Here is a 23,342-nt window from a genome sequence, read left to right on the forward strand (position 1 = left end):
CTAAAGGAGGTGGACTAATTGTTAAACCAAAACTTTAATAATGCTTTTTACGGAAAAACAATTTTAATTACTGGACATACTGGTTTTAAAGGTTCTTGGTTATCCCTATGGTTGAATGAATTAGGTGCTACTGTAATCGGATATTCATTAGATCCTAAAAATAAGAATGATAACTTTAACATTACTAACCTTCAAAATAATATAATTGATATTCGTGGAGACATTAGAGATTTTAATAAATTAAATAAGGTTTTTACAGATTATAAACCTGAAATTGTATTCCATTTAGCTGCCCAACCTCTAGTTAATTATTCATATGAATATCCTAGAGAAACATACGAGGTAAACGTTGTAGGGACTATGAATGTACTAGAGGCAATTCGATTACATGAATCAGCTAAAATAGGAATTATGGTGACAAGTGACAAGTGCTATGAAAATAAAGAATGGCCTTGGGGTTATCGTGAAATTGACCCTATGGGCGGCCATGACATATATAGCTCAAGCAAAGGATGCTGTGAACTTTTAATTTCTTCCTATCGAAATTCTTACTTTTCAGAAGAAAACTTTTCTCAACACAAGAAAATAATTGCAAGCGTTCGAGCTGGTAATGTAATTGGTGGTGGTGATTGGTCAATAGATAGAATTATTCCTGATTGTATACGAGCATTAGAATCAAACAAAAACATTATTATTAGAAACCCTACTGCTATTAGACCCTGGCAACATGTACTAGAACCTTTAAGCGGGTATTTACTCCTTACAGAAAAAATTATAAATAACGGTATCCTTTATTCAGGAGCATGGAACTTCGGGCCATCCCTAAGCAATATTGTTCCAGTAGAAAAATTAGTGACCAGTTTACTAGATATTTGGGGCTGCGGGGATTGGACAGCAGAAAATATAGGTCCAATAAATTTTCATGAAGCAAATTTACTAAATCTTGACATTAGCAAAGCAAAATTCAATCTTAATTGGCAGCCAAAATGGTCCCTACAACAGACTTTAGAAAATACAATAGAATGGTATAAACATTATAATTCTTACACCAGTTCTGAGATGATAAATCTATGTATTAGCCAAATCAAACAATATTGCATGTTTTGAACTACTCCCACTTCCCCATACTTGCTGTGAGTTCCTTATGGAGGGAGTCTTCTTGGTTAAAATAATAAAAGATACATTAATTTTTATAGTCTAAATTATAAACCTACTATACCTAAAATTATGTGATTGTCCATTAACAAAGATTTTATTTCTTCGGTTATTTCAAATCAACTATTGACATTATACTTAAGAATAAAGGAATCACATATTTTTCTAGTGATTCCCTTGTTCTGAGAAAATAATGTCTTGCTTTAACGACAATACAGTATATGCGATTATTAATTTATTTGTTCTAGTTATGAAAAAATCTATTCCTGTCAAAAGAGCTTTCTTCAAAGAAAAACTTCCTATTTTCTTCTACTTATCCTACCCGAAAAGTAACTAAGATGAAAATTTTGATAATTATATCTACTATTATAGAATTATCCCCTTCTTGTAGCTATTCCACTAAAGTTCATGCTTATATATTGATTCTCTGATTTATTATCACCAATGTTGATGAATTCATGCATTGCTTATTCTATACACAAATTGCTTTTTGAATTATCTTTTCAGAATAAGTAAAGAAGGCTTTCTCTTTTATGCACTTCTTCCCTACCAGTCTTTAATTTGCCTTTAATCAACAATAAGAACAAATCTTCAATATAGTACATCTTCTATAAAACAAAACCATAAGTAAGATAATTTCACTATTACAAATAATGAGATGTTCTGTTTCACCTTTTTACATTATCTAAAAAAGAACTTATAGGAATTCTTACAAGTTCTTTTTTATTTTCTTTATTGTCTTCTTATTTACATACGCAAGATTTATATATTTTATCGGATACATACTATATGTATCCGATAAAATAATTTAAAAATTAATATGTAATTGATCCGTTTTAAGAAAAGGAAATTTCATAAATCTTCAATCACAGTTTCTAAGTTCACCTGATAGAACGTATAAAGACTCATATCATCTTTTGATAATTTTTGGATGTTTTATTCTAAGTATATTCGACACAAATTGATTGTTTTTTATGAATTTTCTTGAAAAATATTGTAATATCACTCCATTTTTTCTTCTATTTTGTTATGATGTTTATAATTAAATTGGATTAGGATTTTTTTAGAAAATGGGGGCGTATATTATGAGTGTTTCAGTAAAGGGAAATGAGCAATTAACCTCTCTATTGAACGACTGGTATCGAGCTATGCTATCTCAACAAGTTATAAAAGCTACTAATCTAAAAAAGAAAATTGATGAAAAAATTAATAAGTTAAGCATTGAGCCAGATCAAGAACATCAGGATCAAAATTTGTTACTATACTATTCACTACTCGAATTTCGTTACAAGGTCTTAACAGATAGCCTTGGTATTCAACAAAATAGTTTTGATACTATTAGCGATTATGATATGCCTACAGATCAATTTCTACAATTCTATTATCATTTTTTCAAATCCATTCATTCCACTTTTATATCTAATTATACTGAGGCAGAGGAACATTATAAACTAGCAGAAAAAATATTGGTAGCTATACCAGATGAAATTGAACATGCTGAATTTTACTATAGAATTGCTACTTTCTATCACCATACCTATAACAATCTCGCTTCTATCGAGTACGCAAATAAATCGAGAGCAATCTTTTCAAAGTACGAAGGTTATGAAGTAAAAACAGCCTTTTGTAATAGTTTGCTAGGTGGTTGCTGCATCTATTTAAAACAGTACGAACAAGCAGAAGAATATCTACATTGCGCAATTGATTTACTACAAAAAAATAGGGAAGAAGATTCCTTGTTATACGTAAAAAATACTATGGGGTGGCTGTATTCTGATCAAAGTATGTCTACTTTAGCTATTCGTCACCTTTCAGAAGTAACAGAGAAAATCCCGACACACTTCAAGGCCATCTTCCTACAAGCTAAGGAACATTATAAGTTAGGAGAACAATCAACGGCCAGCCAACTCATTGATAAGGGGCTACAGATTTGTAGAGAAATTCATAACGAAGAATACACACACCACTTCTCTATTTTAAAAAAATTAAACGAAAATATTCCATTGGAAGAATTAGAAAAAATCATTCAAGAAGGAATCTTATACTTTGAGGAAGAAGAATTATGGGAATATGTTGTCGAATACGCCGAATTATTTGCCACAAAATGTAGACAATTAGAGAACCACCAAAAAGTAAGTGACTATTTCCATATTTGTTATCAAGCAAGACAAAAATCAATCGCAAAAGGAGTGTTAAAATAATGAAAAAAATTAGCTTATTATTATCAGGCATTGCTTTTATTGGGGTATTAACGGTGGGAATTTTTCAGTTTTCTAAAACAGATCAGCTTGCTACTCATGGGCATTATCCTGCTCCTTCATATAGTGTTGGCGATTATGGTGGTGCACCACCACAAATTTAATGTAAATGTATTTAAAAACCCTCCAAATGGAGGGTTTTTAAATGGCTTATCTGCCTGTTCAATACGCATAGAGAGTACATATTATACTTATTTACTATGTTATAGGATTTTTCATTTCCACTCTGTAACAAGATTCTAGCATTCTCTCCTAGAATCTCAACTTAAATCTTAAATCCACCAATTAACTCTTGAAGTTCTTCCGCCATCTGTGCTAATTGTATTGCTGAAGAATTTATCTCTTCCATAGAAGCATGTTGTTCCTCAGATGAACCAGCTATCGTTTGCATACTTGAAGAATTTTCTTTTACAGCCATAGCTATTTGATCAATCGATGTATCAACTTTCATTGCATCAGTTGTCATTTTATTTGATAGTTCTACCATACCATGCACTTTTGATACAATATCATTTGCAGATTTTGAAATCTCATAAAAACTTTGTTTTGTATCATTCGCAACCTTAATTCCCGACTGTACTTCTACGCCTACTTCATTCATAGCTTTTACAGTCTCATGTACGTCTGCTTGTATTTCCTTAATTAAACTTCCAATTTCCATTGAAGATTCGGATGATTGCTCCGCCAACTTTCTAACTTCATCAGCAACAATTGCAAACCCTCTCCCCTGTTCCCCAGCTCTAGCTGCTTCAATCGCTGCATTTAATGCTAATAAATTTGTTTGTTCCGCAATATTTTGAATCGCTTCTAATATACTGCCAATTTGCTGTGATTTCTTATCTAATAATTTTATGACATTATCGGATTGAGAAACAGAGTGATGGATAGACTGCATTTGTGTTACAGTTTGTTCTACTAATTGTTCACCTTCATTGGCTTTTTGTTTAGTGTATATGGATGAAGCCGATACTTCAGAAGCACTCTCAGCTACGTATTGAATATTTCGTGTTACCTCACCAATTAATTCAGCTCCAGACTCAACTTCATTATTTTGAACCTCTGCACTGTTCGAGATTTCTTCCATCTCTTTTGTAATTTGTTCTGTCGCAACACTTGCTTGCTCTACACTAGCAGTTAGTTCCTCAGAAGACGCAGCTACATGTCCTGCAGATGTGTTAATTTGAGAAATAATATTACGTAACGACTCTGCCATTGTATTGAAACTACCACCTAATTGACCAAGTTCATCCTTTGAACGAATATCTATTTTCTCGGTTAAATCTCCTTGACTAATTCTTTGAGCTGAAATGACTAATTGTCTGAGTGGAGTAATTATAGATTTGAGTATGAATAGAATTACAATTCCACCTAACAATAATGAAGCCCCTATTATAGTGAGCGTTTTATAAAAAATAGGATTGGTAGCTTCTTCAATTTCTTTCGTAGGCATTACGCCAGCTATTTTCCAACCTGTTTTTTTATTTGTCTTAAAGCTTATGTTTCGATCTTCACCATTGAGGCTATAAGTAATTACTCCATCTTCTGTCTTGTACAATTCATCCACTAAAGTTTTATCTAATTTCTCTCCAGGTTTTAGTGATGGATGAACAACTATAGTTTTATCTTGACTAACTATAGATACAAATCCTTGCTTCCCAATTTTTATCATTTTGGATGTTTTTACGATATCTTTAATATTCAAATCTACGCCAATGACACCACTTTTATCTGCATTCTGCTTTGCAATTGCAATTACCATATTTCCTGTAGACTTTGATTTATATGGAGATGAAACAATAATCTCTCCATCTGCTTTTACTGCATCCTTGTACCAACTGCTTTCTAGCGGATTAAACCCTTCTGGTATTTTTCCAACAGGTGCATGAATAAATTGATTGTTACTGGATGCCGTATAAATCGTTTCTATCTCTGGATGTAACTGTATATATTGATCAAATTTATTCTGTACATTTTGCGATTGTTCAGGATTATAATCCCCTTGTGTGAGTACCTTTGCAAAATGAGTGATATCTGTATGCTTATTTTCTAATTCATCATCAACAATCTTATCTAAAATACTTATATTATCTTTTGCAGATTGTAGAATTGTTTCATTAAGATCTGTTTTTGCTTTATTATAAGATGATACTCCTACGATAAGGCTTGGTATAATTAATATTGCTATAAATGCCATAGACAACTTCGTTTTAAGCTTTATTTGCCCCAATCTTTCTTTTATATTAAACACTAGCTACTTCTCCTTTTCATTTTTACTACTTATATAGTTTATTTAAATTTTTCTCCTTTACTTTTCCACATTCATTTATGGTACCATTCGAAATGAAACCACAATTACATCCTATTATCCATACTTTATAATTTAGAGATTTAATTTTCACAGACAGAGTTTTATCTGTCCTCCTTTCGAATATGTTATTTTTCTAGATTCAGCAATTATTAGACTACGAATTATTCCAAATAAACTTGATGCAACATATACTTCATTTAAAAAATAATTATTGGATTTGTTTGGATAAAAATCTAGTTTAGCGCTAATCCAATCGGATGAAATTCTTACCATAATACATTCACTAAACATAAATAAGTAAATTTATTTCTTTTAATACTTATATTTAACTGCCTTTTAACCATTCTAACTGTATTATTTCATCGTTTTATCTATTTATTACAACCACTTTTGTTTTATTGAATCACTAAACTATAAATTCTAAATAGGAGAATAAAATAAATTAGAGAATTACATTGTAACACATATATATAAGTTGTTAATATTAAAATTTAAAACTTTACTATTTTTCATATGCAATATTACATGCGAAAAGCCATAATTTTTTTGTTATACTATGCATGTGGATTTTTCATCCAAAATCCACCCAAACGCATATTTATGTATATGCCACCCTAATTGATGAAAGTGAGAAGAGTGTTTATCATTTTTCTCACTTTTTTATTTAGGCTCTGTTAATATTGATTATTGATAAAAAGTATTAAATAAGGGAAGACACCTTAGAGTTGGTGCTTCCCTTATTTGTTGATTATTCAAATCTAAAATAGGTATTTTCTAAACCTATTCTTTGCTTTAATGTTCTGCCCAAAGCATAATTATTTGGTAATTCTTTTTCAATGACACAAATAATATAACCTGCTTTTCCTGTTGTTAAATTAGTTAGTTGTAAGTAGTTAGTGTTGTCGTAGATATAAGAAATAATATATTCATAGAAATTATTTTCTTTATCTTCTCTATTCATACCAACATTGTACAACCTAACTCTTGCTCCTACCCAAATTTCCTCATCATCATCAACATTACTTAAAGGCATCCATTTCGAGTTATCCAATATTTCACCCTTTTCTTAATTCATTCGTTTATACACGAATGTTGCTAGACACAAACTATCATTAGCATCCGTCATTTCATTGATTAGACGACCACCAACAGAGAAAAAAGACTCAACATAGCTTTTTACCCATTGAAACACTTGCTCTTTTAGTTATTTTTACATTTTGAATCTACGAAAATGAATTCCCTTATAAAAACTCTAACAGAGAATGTTCCCTCCAAATTTCACCTAGGGAATTATTTGTTTTCCAAAAAACCTACCAACATCTTTATCAACTCATTTTAGAATATTTAAACAATAATTCCATATACATTACCTGCATAAATTATTCATTTTCTTTTATATAAGACCTACCTTTTTACTTTTGGTAGATTATTAGACATTGGATTATTATACATAAACCCCAAAAACATGCGGTATTTTGTAGAATTTTGTCTATCAATATGTATGTACACCCTTTTGTAGTGGATATAGACTGTGAGGTGTAAGGAGATACCTTACAAAATAATAAAAAGGAGATTATAGAATGAGTAGATTAACAAAATTCTCAAAGTTAGTATTTGCAACTTTAATCGCGGGAAGTAGTCTAAGCACCTTTGTTTCGTCACACAGTGTACAAGCTGACACCTTAGAGCCTAATTACCAAGACAATGTAAAATTCATACCACCTTCTAGTGCTAGGCCAAAATTGGAACAAAAAAACACTATTGTTCCAGAAGCAAAAGTTGTTAAAAACCATTATGTAAAGTACTCTAAAGCACATTTCCAAACTAAAGAAAGTATACCAAAAGAGATTTATTATTCTTCAGAAGGCTTTAAGGGCTATATACAGGCAAGTACCGTTTGGGATATGGGAGATCATTTCGCAACACTATATTCCGGAACCGTTATTCGATGTTAGACTTTTAATCCATTCTCCCCTAATGCTTAAAATGATTAATAACTCACTGCCAATACTTTAATATCTATTGTTCATAAAATAAACCACAAAATCTTTCGATTTCATGGTTTATCAAATATAAAGATAATGCTAAACGAATACTCTAACATTACCTTCCCCAAAGTTAATTATAGAGTATTTTCAAAAAAAAGACACTCTTGTAGTGTCTTTTTTATAGTATTTTAAAAAGAATTCCACCTACTAACACCTTTTTGTTGCGCCTATTCGTTTATTTCAATATGATACTTTTCCATCTCGTATATGCAATAGACAATGATAGCTAAACTCCAACTGACACTATAATAATTATGTGTGTAGAAGTCATAGCCCGCTTTAATACCTTTCTCTATTACAACTAATGTAAATCCTAAAGCCACCCATCTGTTAATTTTCATCTTTATAAACGTTAAAGAGATAATTATTAAAAATAAAATATTTGTAAGATGATTTATCATTAGCTCATATTTTTGAATGTATACTGCCATTATACAAGCAACGAGATTAGTCGCAATGCCAAAGGCAATCACCGCTCCCCAAACCCTGTCCGAAAGTCCCACTCCTGAGTCAGTCCCTTCCTAAACAAATATCCCTTTCTTTAATTCGTTCCTACACCCTATTCAAGATATGCTAAATTATCCTTGTCTGATGAATATCTATTTATCTTTTCATATAGAGCAAACAAAATCTTTACTCATAATTTTTTCTTTATTAGACAAACTATGTCTAAGCCGTTTGAACTAGCGGCTTCACTCTTCTGGTAATGGGATAGCACAATTTATTGAATTGACTAACTCATTCAACCCACTGGCACCGGCAGGCAACAAAATAGTTGTCTGCCATTTTCATGTATACTTTTTCTAATTTCATTTCAAACCAAGTGTGTGCTGTACTGATTTCAAAAGGACAGAATTTCATTTTTTAAAATGTAAAAAGATGAGGTCCTGTCTACTTTTGGTATAGGACTTTTTCTTTTCACACATACTATTTTTGAACCTGTTTACCAATACGTGTCCTAATGGTGTCTTGAATTCCTCCTAAAAAGGGCTGCAGATACGACTGCATGCCCTTTTATTTACGTTGTTTCTCTATATTGAATAAAATAATTAAAAACTAAAAATGTAATATTACATATTTTTTCTGTTCAGATTATGTTAGGATTTACTTCGTAGTCGAATTATGGTTTCGTATCTAATTCAGCAATATGTGAACTGTTTACCTAAAGAAAAGACACCCAAAAGATGTCTTTTCTTCTTTTAATCTAAAAAACATTTTTTCTTTTCAGTAAGATCCAATTATCCCTCTAACCTAGACCTCATAATTAAAGGCAATTTAATCATGGTACTCAAGAGTTTTCATCCATTTCAATATACCTATAGCTTAATTTAAAATCACATTTCCAGCACTATATTTGCTTTCCTACAGATTTTCTGTCTTGTTCTTAATTCTGTCAAAATCCTCATGTAGCTATACAAAGAATATATGCTACTATGATATTAAGAAACTATGCGTTCCCTTAACCCTGTATCCGGCCCTGTATTTATTACAGGGTCTTTGTTTATTTTATTTACTTTTATTGGCTTATAAGGGTTAATACACAACCAATTTCAATTAAAACCGTTTAAATGTTAGTTAAAATTTGAAATAATATATCTATTAACTTTTTTAACAAATGTAATCTAATATTAAATTTCTAAATCTATACTGTACTATACACCAGTTAACACTATATAAATAGTATTAACTATCTTAATTGAATATTAGTAATAGTAAGTATAAACATTATCAATTTACTACATCTTACATTTATGTAAAAATAAATACATGTTAAGCTTTTTCAAAATCTTTCCCCTAATAAAGATTTGAAGTAGCATTTCATGATTCTCCTTACTGTTAATATGCCTTGAAAAAGAACCCTATAGGGTTCTTTTTCTTCTCATTATAACCTCAGTAAGTCCATGCAAAAAGGACTGCTAATTATTTGCAGCCCTTTTACACGTTAATATACACTTGTATTACATGCTTAAAACTTTATTGTATTAGGTATTTATACCAACTAAACATGCCATTATCATTTAGATATATAACACTTCAAAGTTTAGAAGTATACAATAACAAATCTTTCCCAGCTTCCAGCTACATAACTAGTAGCTGTTAATTCTCTACCACCATTTGCTGATATATATCTACCATTACTTAGTGCTTGTAATACATATATCCTATTGTCTCCACCATTATATAAGATAAACTTTTCCCATGCACCAATTGATGTACGATCTGCTACTACTCTACCATTTGGCTCAAACAAAACATACTTCCCATTACTTTTAGTTTTTAAAGCGTACGTATATAATTCCCCAGTCGGAATTAATTCGAATTTCTCCCATTCATTAACTGCATTACGATTTGCTATTATATTTCCCGAAGGCTCAGCCGAAACATATTGTAAATTTGCTGCCTGTATAGCAACTGTCCAACTTCCATTTTACTTTAAAGGTTTAAACAATTGTGACCACATTTGTTTAAACCTCCACAATTTTTTCTAAGCTATTCTCTAAAAATCTTATTTTTCGTTGTAAATAAACCTGATTGGTACTCTTTATGCAAAAGAAAAGATGGAACCTTTAATTCAACTCCACCTTTTTTCGAAATAAAAAGCATCTAATTCTATTTGAATTAGATGCTTATATTTAGTCCTTAAACCTAATATTCTAAACTATTTACGCGTTTGTAAATCTTTTTTTATTACATCCCAGAGTGAATTATCTTGACGCATCGGTTTACCCTCTTCATCCCATTTTATTTTTTCTGTTCCCAATTCATAATTCATCCCTGTCCATGTGTCTTCACGGAATGCATAGAATGATTTATGCCATCCTTTTTGGTTAAAGATAGAAATAAGATCTTGCATGTATTGGGTAGCACCTGGAACAGTACGGTTAATTCCAAACTCCTCTGCAATAATTCGATTAGATGGTACATGATTTTTCTTAGACCATTGTTGAATTGGCTTCAAAAACTTCTCTAATCCCTGTCTATTCCACATTACAGGTTTCTCTAAATCCCCTACTTTTACTAATCCTGGATATTGATATTCCTTGTTTTGTTTTTCACCTTGGCTCGTTAATTCATATGGTTCATACATATGAAATGCGTATAGTGTTTTTTTATCCTCTACTGGTTTTAAATATTTAAAGGCCCATGGAGTAGCATATAAACCTGAATCTAAAATAATCGGTGTTTCTTTGTCCACTTCACGAATGGAGTTAATCACCTTTTCATAAAATCTGTTTAAATCAGCTGTCGTTCCTTTTACTTTTGCATACCATTTCTCGTAATCTTCCGTCCAAAAATCATTATATCTATTATTTTTAGCTGTTTCTGGATGTGGTTCATTTATAATATTATAACCAACCACCGCGGGGTGATCTTTTAGTTCCAGAGCGAGGTCCTTCCAAAATTGACTTGCTTGTTCTTGATACTTCTCTTCTTCCCATATTCTGTCGTCATTCTTATTATTATTAAATTGGCGCCATCGATCACCAGGTAAGGATAACTTTGTAAGAACGACTTTCATTCCTTGTGATTGTGCGGCATCTAAATCCGCCTTTAATTTTTCTAGATCTTCCTTTACTAATCCCCGATAGTTATCTGCATTACCTATCAGAAAATCCTTTCCAGAAGTATCTGGTTTATCCTCAAATAGAAAATCTTTATCTTTTGCCCATTTATCAGGTGCTAAACGTACATATTCAATATTAGCTTCTTTTGCACTTTTATAGTTTTCAGGTAATGACGTACTATTCATGAAATTAGTACCCTTTCTTTTCGAATCCCAAAAACTAATTTTTGAATCGCCCTTGTGGTATGTATCAGCTCTTACATTCATTTCCTGTACTCCAAAACTCATCATGCCTAATAACGCAACAATTGGCAAAACTTTTTTCACAACTTTTCCTTCTTTCTCTTTATATTTAACACACATAACATACCTTTGTTTTGTTACAGGAATATGGCAATTTTCCAAAAATACCTTTTAAATTTATACATTGGTAGTTCATTCATAAAAAAAGAAAGAGATAATTAGAACGTTGCTTCATTTTAAAAGAAACAAAAAAGGAATCCTTTACGGATTCCTTTTTGCAATGCACTCTTTTTCAAATGGTACATTTTGCACCTACTTTTAGTATAACTTATAATTCCTATAAAATAAATAAGATTAACTGAAATTTACTTCAAATTGTGATAAAAAACATAATTAAGAAGCGCAGATAACTAAATATCATCCCTTTTATTAAATAAAAAAGATTAAATAATTCCCCCTCCAAACTAGGACCCCTTTACACTTTTTACAAATATTGTTATAATTAGATAAACTAAAGCATTATCCCATTAACAAAGGGACTCCATAATTGGAGTCCTTTTGTTAATTAGCTATTAAAAATGATAGCATGTGATTATTGTATAATTTCTTCCTTTTTTAGATCTGCATATTCTTCTACGAAATCCCATAAACCTTGCTTTTCGAAGTAAGAAATACTTTTTTCACTTCTTCTAAGAGTTTAATTGCTTCATCTTCATTAAGAGAACGTAAAATATTGAAATGATATACATACTCTTCATTTCCTAATTCCATACAAACTGCTAATCCTTTTTCAATAAGTTCTTTTACAATATTTGTTTTTCTTAGCTTATAGTGTTCACGCGCTTGTAAGAACAATGCTTTAAAATGGGCAATATTCTTCTCTGTCACTTCTGATAAATGACGAATTGCTAATTTAGATAAATTTTGAGTTGCATATAATAGTCCTAGATTATGCCTTACTATTAAAATCAATTTTTCTTTATTATGTTTTTGCAAAAGGTCAATGGAACGATTGAAATGTTCTTCCGCTTTTTCAAATTGCTTTAAGAATATACGAGCTGTCCCTAATGCGGTTTCACAAGAAGCAACTTTCACCTCATATCCCATTAGCCCTAAATACAAGGAATATAGATACTTATTTTACTTTCAAAGGCTGAAACCTTGCTGCATAACTACTGAAAATAAAGTGAAAAGACGTTCAAATCCATATGGATAGATCGTCTTTTCACTTTATTTCATACATATACTGATTTTTCACTTATTCATTTTGTATTGTACTTAAAAAACCAATAAATTCATCTTCATTTACAGGTTTACTGTAGTAATAGCCCTGAATTAGATAACATGCATTACGTTGTAACACTGTTAATTGTTCCTTCGTTTCTACCCCTTCTGCTATCACTTTCATGTTTAAAGTATGAGCAAGTGAAATAATGGTTTGTATAATTTCATCTCCATCAGTAGAAGTTCCAATCCTATTAACAAATTCTCTTGGAATTTTCAAAGTATCAATTGGATAAAGAGGCAGATACGCTAATGAAGAATAACCTGTACCAAAATCGTCAATTGATAAATGTACACCATATGATTTTAATGCTTTTAACTTCGATAAGGTTTCCTTTTCATCTACCATTGCTATTCGCTCTGTTAATTCCAAATCAATCGAATTAGCAGGTACTCCTATCTCTTCTATGGTAGATATAATGGTTTGAACAAAATCTTTCTGTTCAAACTCTATAGCTGATAAATTTATCCCCATCTTTAGATTTGAAAAGCCCGTAGAATGCCATTCTTTCAGTTGTTGACACGCTTTCTGTAACGTCCACTTCCCAATTGAAATAATCTGCGCCGTTTCTTCTGCGATAGGTATAAACTCAAAAGGAGAAATCAGCCCAAGCTCTGGATGTTGCCAACGTATTAAAGCCTCTGCACCAATAACCTTACCTGCCTTACTATCAATTTGTGGTTGATACAATAAAAACAACTCATTATTTTCAATTGCATTTGGTAAATCCTGTTCTAATCGTAATCGACGAGTTACTTTTTGAGATAATGTCTCGTCATACATACAAACAGCATTGTTACCTTTTTCCTTTGCGCTATACATAGCGATATCAGCGTGTTGTAAAAGTGTAGTAGTATTTATTCCTCCAAATGGATACACTGCTATTCCTATACTAAGAGATAAGTAAAAACTATGCTGATTTACTACAAATGGTTCTTCAGTTATACGAAATAGAGTTTTACACAAATCCAATAGCTGTTGCTCTGTTTGGTTATGGACAATGATCGCAAACTCATCACCACCTATTCTTGCTAGAGGAATAGTCGGTGACAGACATGTCCTAAAACGTTTGGCAACTTCTTTTAAAACCTTGTCACCAATCGAATGACCCAATGTATCATTAATAGTCTTAAAGCGATTTAAATCAATATACAGGAGCCCAAACTTATCCTGTGTTTTTTGTGCACGCTTAATAGATCTATCTAATTCTTGTTGGAAGAATATACGATTTCCAATCTCCGTCACCGTATCATGGAATGCAAGGTAATTTATCTCTTCCTGTTGTTGTTTCATCCTTGTTATGTCTTTTACCATTACATAGCTCCCAAAGGTTTGTCCTTCTATCATAATAGGAACTATAGTGACATACCAAAAGAGTATATCCTTCTCATTGTTATTTTTCACACGTAACTGTAGTGAAGATGAACTACATCGTTTCCCTTTCTTTATAGCTGCTTCCAATTCAGATTTATCTTCATCTAAAAAAATAGAGAAGCACTCTTTCCCTATCAATGCAGCACTTTCTTTTCCTAGTAACATACTTCCAGCCTGGTTTATATTTAATACGATACCGTTTGAATCAATCGTTAAAATAGGATCCGGATGATACTCATATAATGACTTAAATCTCTCTTGATTTTTTACTAAATCATTAGATTTATTTATTAAATCCCTTGTTCTTTGAGATACTGTTTGTTCTAATTGATTATTAAACACTTTTAATGTTTTAGTTAACTCTTTGTTTTGCATTCGTACGATTGTATGACGAATCAGTACAAATACAAAAGCAATACAATTTCCCGTAATTAATGTAGCTGAAGAAGTTTGCTCTTTCAAAGTAAAGCCAATTAAGACTGCAACTGCAAGATAAGGGAATATACCAAGAAGTTTCTCTCCAAATGTCGGATTAATAATAAAATAATTTCTTTTAGAAGAAGTATTCTTTGGGATTGTAGCAGCAATAGCGATAAATAATAGGAAAACTCTATACAAACACCTTAAAAATATAACTGAACGCTCTGACAAATCACCTTGTAAATAAAAATACAAATAGTCCGTAATAGCCAATCCAGTTAATACTAGGATAAAAATAAACAATTTACTTTTTGCATTGAAAATAGCAGGTCGAAAGATCAGTGTAACTCCAAGTAATAGAAGCAATAAATCTATAATCGGAAAAATAAATGAGAGAAAAACATCTCCAATTGATAAGAATAAAATATTTGCAGATGGTTTATTAAATAGGTACCACTCTAATGTAAAAATAGCAGTAACAACAATGCATAAATCACAAAGTAAATACGTTTTCTCCCATTTGTTACATTCCATCATAATTTTATAAAAGAACGCAAAAAGAAAGAAGAATAAGAAAAACAGTAGAAATACATCAGAAATATTAAAATTTTGTATTGGTAATTCTACATTAAGTACTTGAAAAGCGGATATGAAATTCCCTATCAAAAAACACCCTATTGCAATAGTAATGCAAACCCAGAATACTCCTAACTTAATTTTTTGGGATAATATAGAATACAGTAATGAGATAAATACAGTAGTTTCAACGACTAAAGATGATAGTCGGATATTAAAATCTGATACGAAATAATGATTCGGAAAAACAAATAAAAATATAAAGCAAAAGCTTATATAAGTTATTAAAGCCAATATCAATACATAAAATTGCACATATGCATGCTTACGCAATGGACTCACCTTCTTGAGTTTTTCTATACTTTTATTAAAAAATGGCTTGATGGTAGCACAAGTCCTACTAATTAAAATGTGTGCTACCTATTATCCATATTATGACCTTTTTAAAAGATTTCTTTCTACACACAACAATCTTATTAACTTTTTGTAGATGTTTACAATTACCAATACTGAGGATTCTAAAAAGGATAAGCTGAAAAATGTAATTTTTTAAGTATTTGCGCGTCGTAAATTTGGCGGGTACAACTTATCTACTCTTTACATATGAGATAGAATCTACTCCTCTATTGGATTATAGTTGCTATCTGTCACACTTAAAAAGGAATGAAAATATACTATCATTAAAATAGAAATTCAAATTAGTTTACGAAACCAACTGTAACTATTATAGTTACACAAAAAGTTGATGTCAATTTCATATCCTCCCTTTTTAACGGACAAAAGACATGACCTATTGAACAAAAATGTGATGTTTATAAAAAGGGCGGTAAAGTTTTATCTCCTTACTCAAAGAATTATAAATGATTTAGTATTAGATGAAATTGAAGCTAATATTGCATCTCCCTAAAAAGAATGTTACTCTAAAAATAGAATTATGAAAGGAATGATGGATGAATAATGATTAACTAATTTATATTTTAAGTTGAATTTTATAACTTCAAACTACAAAATATAGGGTTAGTCTATCCATTTTTAAAATTCAGTTCATACTTTATTTGTCATGATTCAAATGATTAATAAGTACTTATTAAGTATAGACGAAAGACTAATCCTTCCGATTACAAATTGGGGGATTTTTTTATTCCTGTTTGTCTTAGTTGAAACTTACTAATTGTTAAATGTACTTCACAAATAAAGGAGCGAGAAAAATGAGTACTTCAGATACTATTGTTACACATGTAATGCTCTATATAAGTCGTTAATATCCATCAAACTTATATAGAGGAATTAAAAAATGGATGGATGTTCCGACTTTATATGAAACGTTTCGATATATAAAGGAGGAATTATTATGTCAATGATAAAGGTCCAAGACTTAACTTTTTCATACCCAGGTAGCTTTGATAATATTTTTGAAAGTGTAAACTTCCAAATAGATACGGATTGGAAGCTGGGATTTATCGGTAGAAACGGACGAGGTAAAACGACATTCTTTAATTTATTGTTAGGGAATTATGAGTATAGCGGGAAAATCCTTGCTTCAGTAGAATTCAATTACTTCCCCTACTCTGTTTCAGATAAGAACAAATTCACTCATGAAATCCTTGAAGAAATTTGTCCCCAAGCCGCAGATTGGGAACTTCTACGTGAGATATCCTATTTAAATGTTGATGCTGAGGTCATGTACAGACCATTTAAAACATTATCAAATGGGGAACAAACAAAAGTGTTGCTTGCTGCACTGTTTTTAAATGCGGGTCAATTTCTATTAATTGATGAACCAACAAATCACTTAGATACAGATGCACGAAAGATAGTCTCCGATTATCTAAGGAAGAAAAAAGGATTTATTTTAATTTCACATGACAGAATCTTTTTAGATGGGTGCGTTGACCATATCCTATCTATTAATAGAGCAAATATTGAAGTTCAAAGTGGTAACTATTCATCTTGGAAGTTAAATTTTGATAGACAGCAAGAACACGAGAAGGCTACAAATGAGCGTCTACAAAAAGACATAGGGCGATTAAAACAGTCTTCCAAACGTTCAGCAAGTTGGTCTCATGACGTGGAAGCTTCAAAAAATGGAACGAGGAATTCAGGCTCTAAGTTAGATAAGGGGTTTGTAGGACATAAAGCAGCCAAGATGATGAAAAGAGCAAAAAACCTTGAATCAAGGCAACAAAAAGCTATTGAGGAAAAATCAAAATTACTAAAAAATGTGGAAAAAACTGAGTCATTAAAATTGGAACAATTGCAATTTAAATCAAATGAATTGGTTACTTTAGTTGACGTGTCCGTTAAGTACAATGATCAAATTGTGAATGAGCCGATTAGCTTCATAGTTGAACAAGGTGACCGAATTGTACTTGATGGAACGAATGGGAGCGGAAAAAGTAGTATCCTAAAACTAATTCTAGGACATCCGATACAGCATACAGGCTTAGTTACTTTAGGTACAGGACTCATCATTTCCTATGTCCAACAAGATACTTCTCATTTGAAGGGATCGCTATCAGGCTTTATTGAAGAGCACAAGATTGATGAAACCTTATTTAAGTCCATCCTAAGTAAGATGGACTTTGACCGAATTCAATTTGAAAAAGATATATCTCATTATTCTGGTGGACAAAAGAAAAAACTGCTTATCGCTAAAAGTTTATGTGAAAAAGCTCATATATATATATGGGACGAACCACTAAATTTTATAGATATCTATTCCCGCATGCAGATTGAAGAACTTATTCAACAATTTAATCCCACAATGGTTATTGTTGAGCATGATAAAATATTTCAACAAACAGTTGCAACGAAAACTATATCTATGTAGCTCAAAACGAATACTTGAAAATATAATCATTAACTTGAGTCCTTGAATTATAAAAACTTTAATGAATTGATAAAAAAAGCCTAATTTCTCTACAATACATTGAGAAATTAGGCTTTAAATAGTAATAATAGAATTCATAAACACTGAATAATTTACACATTAAGTTTATCTGTTAATGCAGTAACAATCCTGTCCACTAAGTCTTCGGGTAATCCATATTCCTTATTAACTACAGCCTGTATACTAGCAAAAGAACTTTCATTGTATTTTGATTGCCTTTTTCCTCTACTATCTTTCTCTTTATTTATGAAGTTTTCACGAGATTCATAGTTCATCTTATCTGATTCTTTACCAATAGATTGATTGGTGTAAATTATAAAGATACCTAACATCATAATTACACAAATGAAAATCCCTACTAATTTAAGTCTCATTATTCATTTCCTTCCTGCAACTCTTACTGTTTCTCGTTCATAATATCTCAACCATATCAAATTCATATTAATTTGAAGTAAAATTTTGTTCTTAACATATTTCTTAATAGAAAGACTGTATATCCTTCTATTTGTTTGACATCATTAAGATGCTCACAAATAGAAATAAATTCTATTCCTATATATAGATAAATAATCTAAAAATTTATATAATAAGATTAGAAGTGTAGCATATTATTATTATTGAAAGGTCTTGGTATAATGCTAGGCATTAATGTAAAAAAAACAAATGAAGAGTTAATTATTTCATGGCAATTGGCGGAGATTACAATTCCATTACGTGATGTGATTGAGGTTACCGAAGATGCTACCTATGCTGGTGTTGAAGAAGTAGATGTAATACGTATTGGAACAGCTTATGGGACAACAGACCGTATTTTAATTAAAACAGTAAAACAAAATTATGTATTGTTTACTACAAATAAAGTTGCTATTTTAAATGCCATTCACGCTTAAATATAGGAGTCTTCTTGGCTAAAATGATAAAAATAAGCACATCTTGTTATAAAAACAGATGTGCTTATTTTTTAGTTTTTATGCGTTTTTACGTTTTAAGAAAATAACTCCACCAGCAATTAACAGTAATGCTCCTGCAGCCATAGAAATCCAACTTGTAAGATTAGTACCTGTTTGCGGTAACCATCCAATTTTAGATTGAATTTCTTTCTTAAGTTGTGGTTGTTCTTTTACTTGCTCGTTAGGTTGCTCTGGTGTTGGCGTATTTTCATCTGAATTTGGCTGTTCTGGTTTAGGTTGTTCCGATTTTCCCTCTTTAAATTTCACTGTTTGTCCCTTATCTTCAATTTCAGCGTGAATAGCTACTAATATATTATCTTGATACAGTTCTTCAAATACTACTACTTCTTTACCTTGTAATGCAGAAGCATTAAATGTGAAATCTAGTGTGATAGAACCATTTTTCTCTTTAGCAGTAAACTTAGATTCTACTGTTACTTCTTTACCATCAACTAATAATGGTTTGTTGGTTGCTTTATCCATTAGTTTGCCTTTTACTACGTATTCTTTACCCACGATTAAGTCTTTGTATTCCACTTTATCTTGGATTGTTACAGATTTAGAAGCATCTAACTCTTTAGAACCATCAGCTTTATTTGTTGCTGTCGTTTTAATAGAAGGTTCTACAAATCGAACTGTTTGACCTACATCGTTAATGTCAGCATGAGTTGCAATTACTTGACCTTCATGTAATAAATCTTCAAACACGACTACTTCTCTTCCTTGCTGTTCAGCACCAACAAAAGTAAAGTCTAATGTTACAAACCCATTCTTTTCTTTTGCAGTAAACTTCGTTTCAGCTGTTACTTCTTTACCATCAATTAATAATGGTTTGTTAATAGCTTTGTTCATTAGTTTACCTTTTACAGTGTACTCTTTACCTACAACTAAGTTAGTATACTCCACTTTGTCTTGAATAGTGATAGAATCCTTTGAATGAATCTCTTTTCCACCATCAGCTTTGTTTGTTGCTGTCGTTTTTACTGATGGCTTAACGAACTTAACTGTTTGACCTTTATCATTGATATCAGCATGTGTCGTAACAACTTTTCCGTCTTTCAGTAACTCTTCGAATACTACTACTTCTTTTTCTTCTAAACCAGTTGCATCAAAAGTGAAATCTAGTGTAATAGAACCATTTGCTTCTTTTGGTGTAAACTTCGTTTCAGCAGTTACTTCTTTACCATTTACAACTAATGGTTTATTAGTCTCTTTATTCATTAATTTACCTTTTAAAGTGTACTCTTTACCTACTTGTAGGTCTTTGTATTCCACTTTATCTTGGATTGTTACAGACTTAGACGTGTGCATTTCTTTTGTACCATCTGTTTTATCAGTAGCTGTTGTTTTTATTGAAGGAATCTTTTCATCTTTGACAATGTGTTTAATGATTTGACCATTCTCTTTAATTTCAAAAGAGAACGTTTCTTCATTTAATACATAACCTTTTGGTGCAACAGTTTCTTTATATGTGTATTTTCCAAATGGTAACTTTTCAAATTTAGCGATTCCTTTATCGTCTGTTTTTCCTTTTACTACTTCTTTTCCTGCTTCGTTATAAATCGTAAATTCTGCATTTGGAAGCTTGTTATTTCCATCAGCTACATCTACCTTTGTAATTTCTAGATCACCTTTGATAAGATGATTAACTGCCAATAACTCAATAATCTTTCCATGTTCCTTTATTTCGAACACAATTGGTTCTTTAACAAGAACGTAACCATTTGGAGAAGCCTTTTCTACAAATGAATATTTACCATACGCTAAATCTTTGACGTTAATCTCGCCATTTTTATCTGTCTTATATTCTCCAACTACTTTTCCACTTTCATCTTTCAATTCAAATACTGCACCTTCTAATTTTTTACTAATATCTTCATTATCTACTTTTAGTAATTTTACACTACCTTTCACTTCGGTATTTTCCACTGTAAAAGTAAGTGTTTTATTGTGCTCTTTAATTTCAAAAGGATACTTTGTTTTATTTCCAATATATCCATTAGGTGTTTTTGTCTCTAAGAAATAATATTTACCATACGTAAGACCTTCAACGTTTGCAATTCCATTTTCTTTTGTTACTACTTTTTTCACTTCTTTTCCATCTTCAGTGAAGACTGTGAATTCAACATTTGGTAAAATCTTTCCTGAATCACTAAGCTTTTTAATTTCGATGTTACCTTTTACTTTGTTATTTACTATTTGGACAGCTCCTGTTTCTCCTGTCTTAACTTCAATAGTTTGTGGTTTATCATCTGAAACATAGCCTGTTGGTGCTTTAATTTCTTTTAATGTGTAAGTACCAATTAGTAAGTTGTTTAATTCTGCCATACCATCAGCACCAGTCGTGATTTTTCCGACTGATTCATTATTTACATTAAAGACCTCAAATACTGCACCAGCTAAAACTTCTTCATTTTCTCCAACCTTTTTAATTTTTAAAGAACCAGCTGCTTCCCAATTTACTGCAAGATCACTACTAAGCTTTTCTTCATTTCTCTCTAATAGTACTGTAGCATTCTGAACAGTATCCGTACCACGGTAAGCAATTGCTTGAACTTTAGTTAAATTAGCAGCAACGCTTAAATTAAATTCACCCGTTTTTGTATTCTTAGGAATTTGGATACGAAATTTTTCTCCAACTGAAAGCTGATCTTTCACTTCTCCATTTTCACTTACAATTCTAACTCCATTAGGTGCATTTTTCGCTACTACCTTATAAGAACCACTCTTAGCATTTGTTTGTACTGAATATAGATTTGTTTCGAAGAATTCGCCCTTTAATTCTGCTTTTTGCTTTTCAGCAGGAATCACATTCATAAAAACATCTTGAGTCTCTTCACTATTATTAGCATTACTAATAATAGCCTTAGCTGCTTTTTCAACATTTTTATTCTCATGTTTTAATTCATTTACATCGAGTTGACCTAATGCATTCCAAACCGCAAGTTGCGTTGCATAATGCGCTTCATTTTTATTAGCTACTCCCAGCTGTTCAGCACTTTTTTGCGGGAAACCATTTAATAAGACTCTATATACTACATTATCTGTTTTCCCCATTTCAGGAAGATCTTCACCATTTGGTGATTTTAATCCAAGGGTTAAGCAATAAGCAATTTGACCACTTGAATTTTTAATCATTTCAGTGCGAATGTACTTACCTAGACTATTACTATAACTCCAGTCCATTGAATATTTCTCATGCGTCATAACCTCTGCACTAGCCCTAGGTAAAAATACATTAAGGAATAATGCCAGTACTGATAATAATGTAAAAACTCTTATAATGACTCTCTTACCCAATTTTGTAACCTCCCTAGAATAAATTAATCCGAGTATATATCGCAATATCTAAAACATTCACGATCGACCCATTTATCATTATAAAACAATAAATTACAAATATTAAATAATTTTAATAAAATAGTCAAAAAATTTACACATTTTATTATTTATCAAGTTTTTTAACGAATTTACTATATACAAATTCTAAAACACGCCTACAATTTAAAAGACAAATATGTATGTTAAATATATAAATAGCAATTCCTTTACTCCAGTTATTAAGCTTTCCCCTATTAAAAATATCCTCTTCATTTTCTTGTTAACCTGAGTAACTTATACACCTCTTCTAATCTATTACACTCCTCCATTTAAATATAAAGGTGACTTCTCGTTCAAAGAATAAAGTGAAACTTTAATCCTCCCGATTCCCATCTAACTTCTTTGCTTTCATTGAATTTTTGGGCGGGAGTCTTACTGCCCCAAAATAGCGGAATACATTATGCAATATTGCATTTGATAATCATTTCCAGTGTAACTATAATGATTACAGGATTACTATTAATCCAATATTCTACATGGAGGTTTTATTATGTTTAAAAAAATTATTGTATCTTCTATGGCGCTTACTATGTTCGGTGGAGCTGCAACTATGCTAGAGGCACCTACTGCTCAAGCAGCTTCTTATAACTCAACGTCATCCTCTTACTTTGATGTCACTCCTGAAGAGGCCGTGGCTTTCTATCAATCTCAAGACTATAAAAAATTAAAAGTATTTTTGGATGACTTTGAAGCAAGAACCCCTTATACTCCAGGTGGAGGCTACGCTCAAGGGAGTGTACGTATGCAAAAATTCAACGATGCTCTTAGAGATGCAAAATTAACAAATGTCTACCAAGAATTTATTAGAATCTCATACTACAATCATTATCCAGAACCAAAATAATAACAACGGATTAAATGTTTATTATTTCTATAACTTAGCCTAATT

14 protein-coding genes and 2 pseudogenes are annotated in these 23,342 nt (G+C 31.3%); 7 read left to right on the plus strand and 9 right to left on the minus strand.

The genetic code is table 11. From position 1 onward, the window contains the following. Positions 1-18 precede the first annotated feature (18 nt). From rfbG to GBN91_RS28870, 3 genes are all read left to right on the plus strand, one after another. Complete coding sequence (gene rfbG / locus GBN91_RS12660) at positions 19-1,107, plus strand: CDP-glucose 4,6-dehydratase (protein WP_139849049.1); 1,089 nt, start codon at positions 19-21, stop codon at positions 1,105-1,107. Positions 1,108-2,240: 1,133 nt separating this feature from the next. Continuing rightward, positions 2,241-3,356, plus strand: a complete 1,116-nt coding sequence (locus GBN91_RS12665) for a Rap family tetratricopeptide repeat protein (protein ID WP_000116953.1) — start codon at positions 2,241-2,243, stop codon at positions 3,354-3,356. Beyond that, the gene (locus GBN91_RS28870; RefSeq protein ID WP_000724107.1) at positions 3,356-3,517 is read left to right on the plus strand and encodes a hypothetical protein; all 162 of its coding nucleotides are present in this window, start codon (positions 3,356-3,358) and stop codon (positions 3,515-3,517) included. Before GBN91_RS12665 ends, GBN91_RS28870 begins: the two co-directional genes overlap by 1 nt. A 161-nt stretch (positions 3,518-3,678) precedes the next feature. On the opposite strand, the gene GBN91_RS12670 is transcribed toward GBN91_RS28870, so the two are convergent. Continuing rightward, entirely contained in the window at positions 3,679-5,661 is a 1,983-nt protein-coding gene (locus GBN91_RS12670) for a methyl-accepting chemotaxis protein (RefSeq protein ID WP_152121580.1), read from the minus strand. Between the two features lie 808 nt (positions 5,662-6,469). After that, complete coding sequence (locus tag GBN91_RS12680; RefSeq protein WP_002024558.1) at positions 6,470-6,754, minus strand: hypothetical protein; 285 nt, start codon at positions 6,752-6,754, stop codon at positions 6,470-6,472. A 547-nt stretch (positions 6,755-7,301) separates the two neighbouring features. Between GBN91_RS12680 and GBN91_RS12685 the strand changes: the two genes are divergently transcribed. Continuing rightward, positions 7,302-7,676, plus strand: a complete 375-nt coding sequence (locus GBN91_RS12685; protein WP_152121581.1) for a hypothetical protein — start codon at positions 7,302-7,304, stop codon at positions 7,674-7,676. A gap of 260 nt (positions 7,677-7,936) precedes the next feature. Here the strand turns inward: GBN91_RS12685 and GBN91_RS12690 are convergent, their stop codons facing one another. The 5 genes and pseudogenes from GBN91_RS12690 to GBN91_RS12710 form a co-directional block, all read right to left on the minus strand. After that, the gene (locus GBN91_RS12690) at positions 7,937-8,272 is read right to left on the minus strand and encodes a hypothetical protein (protein WP_152121582.1); all 336 of its coding nucleotides are present in this window, start codon (positions 8,270-8,272) and stop codon (positions 7,937-7,939) included. A 1,538-nt stretch (positions 8,273-9,810) separates the two neighbouring features. After that, a pseudogene (locus GBN91_RS12695) lies at positions 9,811-10,197 on the minus strand (fascin domain-containing protein); the annotation flags it as partial. A gap of 231 nt (positions 10,198-10,428) precedes the next feature. After that, complete coding sequence (locus GBN91_RS12700) at positions 10,429-11,697, minus strand: glycoside hydrolase family 5 protein (protein ID WP_152121583.1); 1,269 nt, start codon at positions 11,695-11,697, stop codon at positions 10,429-10,431. 513 nt (positions 11,698-12,210) lie between these two features. Beyond that, complete coding sequence (locus GBN91_RS12705) at positions 12,211-12,684, minus strand: tetratricopeptide repeat protein (protein WP_137074040.1); 474 nt, start codon at positions 12,682-12,684, stop codon at positions 12,211-12,213. Between the two features lie 151 nt (positions 12,685-12,835). After that, positions 12,836-15,565 (minus strand): sensor domain-containing protein, encoded by a 2,730-nt coding sequence (locus GBN91_RS12710; protein WP_152121584.1) that lies wholly within the window; start codon positions 15,563-15,565, stop codon positions 12,836-12,838. A 1,018-nt stretch (positions 15,566-16,583) separates the two neighbouring features. On the opposite strand from GBN91_RS12710, the gene GBN91_RS12715 reads away from it, so the two are divergent. Further along, positions 16,584-18,062, plus strand: a complete 1,479-nt coding sequence (locus GBN91_RS12715; RefSeq protein ID WP_000061795.1) for an Lsa family ABC-F type ribosomal protection protein — start codon at positions 16,584-16,586, stop codon at positions 18,060-18,062. A 200-nt stretch (positions 18,063-18,262) separates the two neighbouring features. On the opposite strand, the pseudogene GBN91_RS12720 reads toward GBN91_RS12715, so the two are convergent. Beyond that, positions 18,263-18,496, minus strand: a pseudogene (locus tag GBN91_RS12720) (hypothetical protein); the annotation flags it as partial. A gap of 261 nt (positions 18,497-18,757) precedes the next feature. Here GBN91_RS12720 and GBN91_RS12725 point away from each other — a divergent pair. Next, positions 18,758-19,012 carry a SunI/YnzG family protein gene (locus GBN91_RS12725; protein WP_000900695.1) on the plus strand — a complete coding sequence of 85 codons (255 nt, stop codon included), beginning with the start codon at positions 18,758-18,760 and terminating at the stop codon, positions 19,010-19,012. Between the two features lie 78 nt (positions 19,013-19,090). Here GBN91_RS12725 and GBN91_RS12730 read toward each other — a convergent pair whose 3' ends face one another. After that, entirely contained in the window at positions 19,091-22,372 is a 3,282-nt protein-coding gene (locus GBN91_RS12730; protein WP_152121585.1) for a VaFE repeat-containing surface-anchored protein, read from the minus strand. A 571-nt stretch (positions 22,373-22,943) separates the two neighbouring features. Between GBN91_RS12730 and GBN91_RS12735 the strand changes: the two genes are divergently transcribed. Next, on the plus strand, positions 22,944-23,297 hold the full coding sequence (locus GBN91_RS12735; RefSeq protein ID WP_086388746.1) for a hypothetical protein: 354 nt from the start codon (positions 22,944-22,946) through the stop codon (positions 23,295-23,297). Positions 23,298-23,342: the final 45 nt, after the last annotated feature.

The sequence above is a fragment of the Bacillus sp. B1-WWTP-T-0.5-Post-4 genome (genome assembly GCF_009183795.1).
Taxonomy (GTDB): domain Bacteria; phylum Bacillota; class Bacilli; order Bacillales; family Bacillaceae_G; genus Bacillus_A; species Bacillus_A cereus.